The organism is Flintibacter sp. (genome assembly GCF_046973065.1).
The window spans coordinates 1-10,980 of the sequence record NZ_JBKVXZ010000081.1 but is presented as its reverse complement, the minus strand read 5'-3'; the positions used below and the strand labels follow the sequence as shown (position 1 = coordinate 10,980).

At 54.5% G+C, this 10,980-nt stretch carries 10 protein-coding genes; 8 read left to right on the top strand and 2 right to left on the bottom strand.

The window, feature by feature from the left end; translation table 11 throughout:
* The first annotated feature begins 193 nt into the window (after positions 1–193).
* The 7 genes from ACLTXB_RS17905 to ACLTXB_RS17875 all read left to right on the top strand — a co-directional run bounded on the left by ACLTXB_RS17905 (position 194) and on the right by ACLTXB_RS17875 (position 6,863).
* Complete coding sequence (locus tag ACLTXB_RS17905) at positions 194–1,381, top strand: CaiB/BaiF CoA transferase family protein (protein WP_428227878.1); 1,188 nt, start codon at positions 194–196, stop codon at positions 1,379–1,381.
* 17 nt (positions 1,382–1,398) lie between these two features.
* The gene (locus ACLTXB_RS17900; protein ID WP_428227877.1) at positions 1,399–2,301 is read left to right on the top strand and encodes a hydroxymethylglutaryl-CoA lyase; all 903 of its coding nucleotides are present in this window, start codon (positions 1,399–1,401) and stop codon (positions 2,299–2,301) included.
* Positions 2,302–2,332: 31 nt separating this feature from the next.
* The gene (locus tag ACLTXB_RS17895) at positions 2,333–3,193 is read left to right on the top strand and encodes an alpha/beta fold hydrolase (protein WP_428227876.1); all 861 of its coding nucleotides are present in this window, start codon (positions 2,333–2,335) and stop codon (positions 3,191–3,193) included.
* Positions 3,190–3,498 carry a hypothetical protein gene (locus tag ACLTXB_RS17890; RefSeq protein WP_110440577.1) on the top strand — a complete coding sequence of 103 codons (309 nt, stop codon included), beginning with the start codon at positions 3,190–3,192 and terminating at the stop codon, positions 3,496–3,498. The genes ACLTXB_RS17895 and ACLTXB_RS17890 overlap by 4 nt, the downstream gene beginning before the upstream one ends.
* Positions 3,499–3,500: 2 nt before the next feature.
* A complete protein-coding gene (locus ACLTXB_RS17885) occupies positions 3,501–5,015 on the top strand; it encodes a sodium:solute symporter family transporter (protein ID WP_110440576.1) in 1,515 nt (504 codons plus the stop codon).
* 91 nt (positions 5,016–5,106) lie between these two features.
* Positions 5,107–5,934: a transketolase gene (locus tag ACLTXB_RS17880; RefSeq protein WP_428227875.1), complete on the top strand. Its 828-nt coding sequence runs from the start codon at positions 5,107–5,109 to the stop codon at positions 5,932–5,934.
* On the top strand, positions 5,931–6,863 hold the full coding sequence (locus ACLTXB_RS17875) for a transketolase family protein (RefSeq protein WP_428227874.1): 933 nt from the start codon (positions 5,931–5,933) through the stop codon (positions 6,861–6,863). Before ACLTXB_RS17880 ends, ACLTXB_RS17875 begins: the two co-directional genes overlap by 4 nt.
* 81 nt (positions 6,864–6,944) lie before the next feature.
* On the opposite strand, the gene ACLTXB_RS17870 is transcribed toward ACLTXB_RS17875, so the two are convergent.
* Positions 6,945–8,480: a beta-glucuronidase gene (locus ACLTXB_RS17870; RefSeq protein WP_428227873.1), complete on the bottom strand. Its 1,536-nt coding sequence runs from the start codon at positions 8,478–8,480 to the stop codon at positions 6,945–6,947.
* 481 nt (positions 8,481–8,961) lie between these two features.
* On the opposite strand from ACLTXB_RS17870, the gene ACLTXB_RS17865 reads away from it, so the two are divergent.
* Positions 8,962–9,546, top strand: a complete 585-nt coding sequence (locus tag ACLTXB_RS17865; RefSeq protein WP_428227872.1) for a TetR/AcrR family transcriptional regulator C-terminal domain-containing protein — start codon at positions 8,962–8,964, stop codon at positions 9,544–9,546.
* 77 nt (positions 9,547–9,623) lie between these two features.
* Here the strand turns inward: ACLTXB_RS17865 and ACLTXB_RS17860 are convergent, their stop codons facing one another.
* Positions 9,624–10,655, bottom strand: a complete 1,032-nt coding sequence (locus ACLTXB_RS17860; protein ID WP_428227871.1) for a hypothetical protein — start codon at positions 10,653–10,655, stop codon at positions 9,624–9,626.
* Positions 10,656–10,980: the final 325 nt, after the last annotated feature.

The following is a 10,980-nucleotide window of genomic DNA, read 5'->3' as shown; positions in this document are numbered from 1 at the left end:
AAACACAGCAGAATCCGTCGTGCTATCGTCCAAAAATGACGACCTGTCCACTGTATTTTGTTTCACGCTACTTCTATTCTTGATTTTTGAAACATCACTCTCCAAATTTTATTGAAAAAGTTCAACAAATTGTTAATCTTCTTGTAACATGGTACTTTTTACTCACAAAATTTAAAAAACGGAGGTAATTAACATGGCTGGAATTTTAAGTGGAGTAAAAGTACTGGACCTCACCCGAGTGCTGGCTGGTCCCTACTGCGGCATGATGCTGGCAGACATGGGAGCCGACGTCATCAAGATCGAACTGCCCGGACGGGGAGACGATTCCCGTGGCAACGCCCCCATCGTCAACGGCGAGAGCGCCTACTTCATGAACCTGAACCGGAATAAGTACGGCATGACCCTGAACCTGAAGAGCGAGGAAGGCAAGAAGATCTTCCTGGAGCTGGTGAAGCAGAGCGACATCGTGCTGGAGAATTACCGTCCCGGCGTCATGGACAAGCTGGGCCTGGGCTATGAAGAACTGCGCAAGGTGAACCCCGCCATCGTCTACGGCTGCGTGTCCGGCTTCGGCCACTACGGCCCCTACTCCAAGCGGGCGGGCTACGACATTATTGGCCAGGCCATGAGCGGTCTGATGAGCACCACCGGCTGGCCCGATACCCCGCCCACCCGCACCGGCACCGCCATCTCCGACGTGGTGGGCGGCCTGAGCTGCTGCATCGGCGTACTGGCTGCTTACTGCAACCGCCTGAAGACCGGCGTGGGCGACAAGGTAGACATCTCTCTGGTGGACGGCATGGTTTCCTCTCTGGAGATCATCAACATGATCTACCTGTGCACCGGCCGCGTGCCCTCTCCTATCGGCAACCGCTACGAGGCCATCTACCCCTACGACTCCTTCCAGGCCGCCGACGGCTATGTCATCATCGCCTGCGGCAACGACAAGCTCTACAACCTGCTCAAGGGCGTGCTCCAGATCCCCGAGCTGGAGGATGAGAAGTTTGACAAGAACATCAAGCGCGTAGAGAACCACGCGGCCCTGAAGCCCATCATCGAAAACTGGACCCGGGAACGGAAGATCGACGACATTGTGGAGCTGCTCCTGGCCGCCGGTATCCCTGCCGGTCCTATCAACACCATTGACCGTGTGGTGGCAGATCCCCACATTGCCGGTGCCCGGGAGATGTTTGTGGAGTGCGACCACCCTGTGGCTGGCAAGGTGAAGATCACCAACAGCCACCTGAAGTTTACCAACAACAAGACCTCTATCCGCATGCGCTCTCCGCTGCTGGGTGAGCACAACGAGCAGATCCTGAAGGAACGCCTGGGCATGAGCGAGGAAGAGATCGCCAAGCTCAAGGAAGAGAATGTGTTCTGAGAAAGGGGGAGAAGCGTATGAACAAGCAGATTACCGTAGCTGAGATCGGTCCCCGGGACGGATTTCAGAGCATCAGCTGCATGATGATCCCCACCGAAACTAAGCTGGAGATCATTGAGGCTATCCTGGCCTCCGGGGTAAAGAAGCTCCAGTGCACCAGCTTTGTCAGCCCCAAGGCTATCCCCCAGATGCAGGATGCCACCCAGATCGCCCAGACCCTGCTGGAGAAGCACCCGGAGGTGGACCTGTTCGCCCTGGTCCCCAACTTCCGGGGCGCCCAGTCCGCCGTGGAGGCGGGGCTGAAGACAGTCTCACCGGTTATCTCCCTGAGCGTCAGCCACAACCAGAACAACGTGCGCCGCACCCACGAACAGTCCTTTGACGAACTTAAGCGCATCATGGATACCTTCCCTGAGCTGAACATCGACCTGGATGTGGCCACCGCCTTCGGCTGCCCCTTTGAGGGCCGGATGACGGTTCCCGCTCTGGTGGACTTTGTAGGCAAATTGTATGATTTGGGTATCCGCAGCTTCAATATCTGTGATACCATTGGAGTAGCCTACCCCACTCAGATTCGGGAGACCTTCCAGGCTCTGATGGCCGCCTATCCCGACGTGCACTTCTCGGTACATATCCACGACACCCGCAATATGGGCATTCTCAACAGCCTGGAGGCGGTGCGCTGCGGGGTAGACACGGTGCAGACCACTCTGGGCGGCCTGGGCGGCTGCCCCTTTGCCCCCGGCGCCACCGGCAACACCGCCACGGAAGACTTTGTCTATCTGCTGGACCGGGAGGGCTATGAGACCGGCATCGACCAGAAGAAGCTGCTGGCCGCCGCTAAGCTGGAGGTGGAGAAGATTCCCGGCAATTACAGCGGCCACCACATCCACATCAACGTGGAACAGAAGGGATTTTAAGTGTGAAATAAGGGAATAAGGAGGAAACGGGATGCTTCACACCAAGCAAAACTTTTTTGAGACGGATGATGGAACCATCCTCTACTATGAGGATTATGGACAGGGCGAACCCATCGTTCTGCTGCACGGTTTCTGCTGCAGCAGCCAGGTATTCAAACGAAACATCAAAGGACTCAGTCAGAATCACAGGCTCGTTCTGATGGATCTGAGAGGGCATGGTGCCAGCTCCAAAACCCTGTCCGGCGTGACTATGCCCCGCATGGCCCAGGACGTGAAGAACCTGATTGAGTACCTGCATCTGGAAGATGTCACTTTGTTAGGTTGGTCCATGGGGGCTCAGGTTGCCTTAATGTATTGGCGTCTCTTTGGCGGCTATGGCTATGTGCGCCGCCTGGGCATTTTGGATGCTACCCTTTATCCCTTTTCTGACGGAGATTGGAACTTCCATGGAAACCGCTGTTTTAACATGGACAAGGCCAACGCCCGCCTGATCGGTATGATGGCAAATCACGAGGCAGATGCCTACGCCATGGTCGACGGCATGGTTTCCGGCGAGATCAGCCAGGAGGACCGCCAGTGGATCCAGCAGGAGATCATGAAAACACCGCCCTACATCGCTTTCAGCATTTACAGCGATTTCCTGGGACGTGATTTTACCGAATATATTCCGGCCGTGACAGTACCCACTCTCTTTGTGGGCAGCATGTCCCCGGCGGTAAACGGGGAGGCGGCCATGGACTACTATGTGACCAAGAGCCGCACGGAATACCGCCTGGTGAAGATCGGCCCCTGCGGGCATTTCTTCTTCTATTTCCACCACGAGCGTTTTGAGCAGATCGTGCTCGACTTTATGCGAGACTTTCCCATTCAAAAAGGAGGGATTTCCAGATGACAGACGTAAAAGACCTGGAGAGCAGAGACTATGATGTGAATGACATCGTAGAGGATAAGCGTTTTATTCGTTGCAAGAAGGAAATGTGGATGATCGTGGTCATTGGTTTGATCCAGATTCTGGTCCCGGCCGCTATTATCTACTCGCTCAACGGCAACGGAAAGTGGTTTTTGGGCCTGCCCATGTGGTACGGCGTGGCAACCGTGTTCTATCTGTGTATGTCCCTGATCTGCATGGTGGTGGCTACCAAAGTCATCCGCACGCACAAGCTGGACGCCGTAGCTGATGACAAGGAGGAGAAATAACGATGGATCTTGGATTTACGATTTCCGCTTCCACGCAGCAGGCCATCATGATTGTCTTTATTCTCTATACGGCAATCATTGTTGGACTGGGCGCCTACGTCAAATTCGCATCCCGGAATGAAAACAGCTCCCAGAAGCTGGCCGGCTTTCTGACCGGCGGCGGCAACCTGGGCTCCCTGGCTGTTGGCTTGATCATGGTCACCAATATTATGTCCAGCGGCGGCATGGTAGGCGGCCCGGGCATGAGCTACGGAACCGGATTCATCTGGTCTCTGTGCGTATTTTGCAGCTTTATCAATATCTTTATGTCTCTGGGCAGTGTGGGCAAAAAGATGTCCATCCTGGGACGCCGTACCGGCGCTCAGACCGTCCTGGGACTGTTCCGCCACCGCTACCAGTCTAAGGTGTTCTCCACCTTCCTGGGCCTGAGCTTCATCATCTTCCTCATTCCTTACTCCGCCAGCCAGTTTACCGGCGGCGGCCGCCTGTTTGCCGTCGTGACCGGCACCGGCAACTATCGCATCGGCGTGCTGCTCTTTGCTGTGATCACCCTAGTCTATACCCTAACCGGCGGCATCAAGTCCATCTCCAAGATCGCCGTATTCCAGGGTGCCATCATGATCTTCTCGGTCATCAGCATCTATGTTGTGACCGGCGGCGCCATTCTGGAGGAGTATGGCTCTCTCCAGGCCGCCATGGAGTTTGTCCAGGAGTCCAAGCCCTCTCTGCTGGACGCCACCACCTGGGCACCCCTGTACTTCATCGGCACTGCCTGTGTGCAGAGCTTCGCACTCATTCCGCTGCCCCACGCCCTGATGGGGACCTTCACCTATAACAGCAGCAAGACTATGAAGCGTGCCATCATCGTGGGTATCCTGGGCTACACCATCATCCAGTTTACCATGTCCGGCATCGGTCCTCTGGCCTATGCCGTCAACCCCAACGTAACCACCGGCGACTACGTGATTCCCATGCTTCTGTCCACTCTGCTGCCCCCCGCCATGGCCGGCATCGTTATTGCCGGCGCTGTGGCTGCCATTCAGTCTACGGTAGCCGCTTTCTTCATCATCATCGCCTCCACCATTGTCAAGGACATCTACAAGACCCTGGTGAAGCCTGATATGACCATGGAAGAGGAGAACAAGGGCAATATGATCTTCACCACTCTGGCTGCTGTTGTTGCTATTGTGTTTGCCATGTTCCCCAGCGAGTACCTTCAGACCATCGTAAACTTTGCTATCGGTGGCTTGGCCTCTGGTTTCTTCTTCCCCCTGTTCTTCGGCCTGTACTGGAAGAAGGCTACCCCCGCTGCTGGTATCTTCGGCACCATTTCCGGCACCCTGGTTTATATCGTGGCCAGCTCGGTGTCCTCTCCCATTCATCCCATTCTTTGCGCACTGGCGGTTTCCGGCATTGGCATGTTGGTGGTCAGCCAGTTCACCCCCAAGGTTAAGCGCGGTGTGTTTGAGGTCTGGTTCGGAGAGCACTACGACGAGCGCTACGCCAAGATTTCCTGACAACCTACTATAAATCCCATTTTGGCGCCCGGCCGTCACAGTACGGCCAGGCGCCAAATCAAATTCAAACACAACAGAAATGGAGGTCGACATGGATTATCAAAGTTTATCATCCCTCTGCACCCAGGTGCGGGGTGACATTTTGAACATGACCCACAAGGCCGGCTCCGGCCATCCCGGCGGCTCTCTCTCGGCCGTGGAGCTGCTGGTGGGGCTCTACTTCAGCTGTGAGATGGCGGTGGACGCCAGCCATCCCGATTGGGAGGAGCGGGACCGCTTTATCCTCTCTAAGGGCCATGTGGCGCCGGTACTGTACAGCGTGCTGGCCCGCAAGGGCTTCTTCCCGGTGGAGGAGCTGTGGACCCTGCGCAAGCTGGACAGCATCCTCCAGGGCCACCCCCACATGGGCCACACCCCCGGGCTGGACTGCTCCAGCGGCTCTCTGGGCCAGGGGCTGTCCATTGCCAACGGCCTGGCCCTGGCCTTCCGGATGCAGGAAAAGTCCAACCGAGTGTACTGTCTGCTGGGAGACGGCGAACTCCAGGAGGGCCAGGTGTGGGAGGCGGTCATGACGGCCGCCCAGCATAAGCTGGACAACCTGTGCGCTATGGTGGACTACAACCGGGTGCAGCTGGACGGAACTTTGGCCGAGATCAAGGATCTGGGCGACTTGGCTGCCAAGTGGCGGGACTTTGGATGGAATGTGATCGAGCTGGACGGCCACGACATCCAAGCGGTGGTAGAGGCCTACCGGCAGGCCAAGGTCTGCAAAGGGAAACCCACGGTGCTCATGGCCAACACCATCAAGGGCAAGGGCGTCTCCTTTATGGAGAACGACTGCAACTGGCACGGAAACGCCCCCAACGCGGAGCAGCTCCGGCAAGCACTTTCGGAACTGGGATTGGAGGGAGAGCAATGAACAAGATTCCCATGCGTGACGGATACGGCAAGGCCCTCTTAAAGCTCATTGGAAACGGAAAACCGGTGGTGGCGCTGGATGCCGATGTGGCCAAATCCACCCGCACGGTCTGGGTGCGGGATCAGTACCCGGAGCACTTCTTGGACATGGGCATTGCCGAGCAGGACATGGTAGGCACCGCCTCCGGTCTGGCTCTGGGTGGTATCATTCCCTTCGCCTCCACCTACGGCGTGTTTTTGGCCGGACGGGCCTGGGATCAGATGCGCACGACGGTGTGCTATAATAACCTCAACGTCAAGCTGGCCGGAGCCCACGCGGGTATCTCAGTGGGACCGGACGGGGCCACACACCAGGCCCTGGAGGATGTTGCCCTCATGCGGGTGCTGCCCAATATGACGGTGGTAGTTCCCTGTGACGCGGTGGAGACGGAGAAAGCCACCCTGGCTTTGGCAGAGCGGGAGGGACCCTGCTACATCCGCTTCGGCCGGGAGGCGGTGCCCGTTATTACCGACGAGGACAGTCCTTTTGAAATTGGCAAGGCCAACGTACTTCGGGACGGTAAAGACGCAGTGCTCTTTGCCAATGGGGCCATGGTCTATGAGGGATTGGAGGCCGCCAAGCAGTTGGCAGGGGAGGGGATCGACCTGATGGTGGTCAATCTCCATACCGTCAAGCCACTGGATCAGGAAGCTGTTTTGGCCGCAGCCCGAAAAACCGGTCGGGTCATCACCGCGGAAGAACATCAGGCGGCAGGCGGCATGGGCAGCGCGGTGGCGGAATGCCTGGCCCAACACTATCCGGTCCCCATGCGTATCCTGGGCATGCAGGACGGCTTTGGTGAGTCTGGCGCGCCCGATGAATTGATGAAGCGGTACGGATTCGGTTCTGACGCTATTTATCAGGCGGTAAAGGATTTCGTGGCACCATAAAAGGTTAAAAGCAGAGTAAAACCAGGGCGCGGACTTGGGATCAAGTCCGCGCCCTGGTTGCTATTTTAAACTAATATACGGTTATAAAATAAGGAAGGTACAGCTGCCCGGAGCAAGCAAAGCGTTACCCTGAGGCTGCCGCTGCGCAGCAAGCTCAGGAATCCTGCAAACGCCTGAAATCGTCAATTCTTTTCCGTCGAGCAAAACCGTAGGAGAACGCATCGTCTGGGCATGCAGCGTGTAACGCATGGCCTCTTTGGGAAGCGTCACGGTAAGTGCATCGGTCAACGAATTGTTCACGATCAAATATGCCGCTCCCGGCTTTCCATCCCTGCGAGAACGGCAATAGACATGGGCGCTGTCTCTGTTCATCGCCTCACAATCATATATTGCTGTTCCCATCAATCGGTTCCAGAGCAAAACGGCATAATAGTTGGGCCGGGGCAAAAAACTGCCGGGTTCCAGAAAGCCGTAGTCGGAGGAGGCCAGAGTATTGTGGAAAATAACACCGTCGGTAATCGTACCGTAGCTGCCTAATTCATTCAGGGTGCGCAGAACATCCAGATAGGTGGAGGCCCAGGTATTTCCGCCTCCGCCGGCGTCCCCTGATTCCGTAACCCACATTGGTCCCCCGGGGACAAATTTGTCCCGCAGCGCCGTATGGGCTTTGGCACAGGCCGGTGCGACCGCCAAATATGCATCGGTGTGGGCCATCTGTCCGGGCCAGTGGGCAGACGGTATAACTCCGGCGATCCGCTCTGAGACCCCGTTGTAGTAGTGATAGCTGAACACATCCAGAGGGATTTGTGTTTCTTCCAACAGTTCCTGCGTAGTACAGGTCTTGGTCAGAGCGGCAATTCCTGCTCCAAAGTCCTTGCTTTCCACACTTTTTACAGAGGGGTCTCCGGTAGTGCATGGACCAACCAGAAGGCATTTGGGATAATTTGCCCGGACCCACGCATACAGGATATCCTGGTCACGGGCGTAGTCAGCAGCGGTATAGCCTTTTGGCGCACCAGACAGTTCCAGCATATTGGGTTCGTTCATAAACTCTACGGCGCTGATATCCACTCCGTGGTGGTGGCTGAAGTCAAAAATCTTTTTTGCCTGGGTCAGATCCAGCGCTTCGCCGTTTGGGTGGTCGCCGGCACAGTTACTTACCGAGATCAGGAGCTTTGCTCCCACATAGGACACAAAGTCCAAAACACCAAGCCACTGCTCGCCAGTCAAAACATTGGCATAACCTTCCGGGGGTTTCCCTCCGGTCACCCCATCCAGGTCGTAATATGTCTTCGTCGCCCAGGTGCCCGATACCCGGACCCACGCAGGACCCAGCTGTCTGGCCAGTTCCCGCAGACGCTTATTGGTCAGATCAATGGGGGGATAGCACTGCATCAGTTCCGGCATTGCGGTCACATCTGTCAATGCTGTAACGGTCGGAAACTCCTGCGTCCCGGCGATCTGCTCCGCGGTATACGACTTCCAGAACGTACCGCCGGTCACCTCTGTCATTTCAATGTTGTAGGACATCAGCCGCTCATCCACGTGGCGGATGAGGTGAGCCGGCTGGGCCTGCAAAGAAATGCTCTCCCTTGGAGCTTGACTTACGTTTTTCATATACAGTGACACCTCTTCGTTTGAAATCGATACGGTCTTCTTACCGAAACTTACAGCCCGAAAGGCCAGCACTGGCATTCAGCGCCCATTGTGCAGTATGTGAGGAATATTGTAATCATGAAGCCCGTTGATTTCATTGGGCAAAGCACTGTGTACGTTACACTTTTTCTCAGTTTCAGGATCAATGTTACATTTTGGGACAAAACATGCGTTTTGTCCTATGCCTTTGAAGGAACCATTCGTTCTGATACAGGCTATAAATTTGGACACACCAATCGATTTGTCCAAAGATAACCTGTCCCATCGTGTTGAGAATGATCCGGCAATATGATATACTGATTTTATATAAGGGAGTAGTCAGCACTTTGGTGTGGTGATACCAACATACTGGAGCTTTCCTGGTATTATCTTAAATGACGAGACTTATCTGTTTGGGCAGGTAAGCCTCTTTTTTTACAGCCGCAAAGGGAGGGGATCGGGTATGGCAGATTCCAATATCACAAAACGGGCTCTGGCGACTTCTTTGAAGGAGCTGATGCTGGAACAGCCCTTTGATAAGATCAATGTGGCGCAAATCTGCGCGCGCTGCAATATGAATCGAAAGAGCTTTTACTATCACTTCAAGGACAAATATGATCTTGTGAACTGGATCTTCGATACGGAGTTTATTGCCTTGATGAAGGATGAGAATCTGGACGCCAATTATCCAAACTATAAGGAACGCTGGGTGTTTATCGAGAAAATTTGCGGGTATTTTTATGAAAACCACGCATTTTACCGCAAAGCGCTGCAAATCAAAGGGCAAAACTCCTTCAGTGACCATTTCCGTGAGTATATCCGGCCGCTTTTGGCCGATCGCATTTCTCATCTGCTTGGGCAGGAGCAGCCGGATGAGTTCATCATGGAGTTTTTTACTGACGCGGTGCTCTGTGCCATGGAACGCTGGCTGCTGAACAAGGAGTGCATGCCGCCGGAACAATTTCTGGCAAAGATCAAAGTGATTATGGAGGACGGCGCTCAATCCATCTGTCGGGAGATGGCTCAGACAGAGCAGGCATCTTCCTGACAGCATCAGGCCGCAGATGATATAAAACAGAACCGAGGGCGTATCGCATAAAACTGCGATACGCCCTCATATTTTGGTTACCGGGATACAATCGGCACAGACTTTGGATAGGCCTGCCGGATCAGTGGGGTTATCCCGTCTTCAAACAAGCTGCCGAAGGGCATACAGTCAGGATGATCCAGGGCTATCAGCTGTCCATGTCCGTCAAAGAGTACGCAGCAGGCGTCATCCGAGATGATTTCATCCAAACTCCGGATATCGTGATACAGTTCCCAAGGTATTGTCTGATAGGATTGTCCATTGCGCGCTTTCACTACCGCCTGATAAACCAGATCCTGTACCTTTGTCGGGCAGTCCGGCTTGGCTGTCAGAATGGTGAACAGGGGATACAGCTGCTGTGTGTCCGCAAAAAGTTCGCCGCTGGTAATGGATTGCAGATCATTCTGATCATAGGGTACATAAACCGAGTAGGGCAGCTGGGCATCTCTCAGCATGGCGCAGACCTCGTCGGTCCCATCCTCCCAGCGCACCACCAGCATCAGATGCTTGATGGGAATAATCTCATCCAGAAGGGCAGAGGTCACGTCCTCCGGCCGGCAGAACAAGAAAAAGGCGCTATCAGGATGGTGCTCGATCAGCGGAAGCAGCGCCATCGGATCGGTGCGGGAGAGAAGTCCCCAGGTATAGATACCCAACTGTTCCCCCTCCGTAATGGCACTGTCGTACTCAAACAGATGGTCCAGGCACTGGAGATCATCCATTTGAAAAAGCACCGTCCAGGGAATGTTGAAACCAAGGCGCTGTTCATTCCGCCGGATCCGCTGAGCGCCCCAGGTACAGCTGTTATACCCAAGATTCATACCGAATTTCACCAGGTGCTCTGTTTCGATGTGGCTGGTGGAATGCTCCACCAGAGAATAGTACGCACTGTCCTCATGCTCCAGCATCGTGCGGGCTGTCTGGAAAAAGTGGCTTTGAAAACGGCCTTCGGAAAAATGCAGCGACATGTCCACCAAATTCCGGATGCTCCGCTTGGGGTTTTCTTTCAGCCCCTTCAAAGTTTGCCGGACAGTGGTCTCTATTAAGATACGGGACATACTGTTTTCCATAAAATGAATCTCCTTCCCGGACTGTTGCAGTTATATCACAGAAAAGCTTAGTTCCCTGTCCATATGCAGGCAATGGACAGGGAACCTTCTGTGTCCCAAAAGGTAACGGAGCAGGGAGGATGTCCAAATTTTTGACGTATCCCAACTGATGTCCCGTGACTTTTCGCGCTTGTTCCCTATAATGTGCCTTAATCAGCCGGAATCGGGCATGGAAAGGATGAAACATCATGCGTAATAATGTAAAAGATAATATGCAGAACTTTGCCATCAGGTCGTGTCAAGAATTTTTCGCACTTTAGTTCGCAGCCTCTGTTGTAAATGAAGT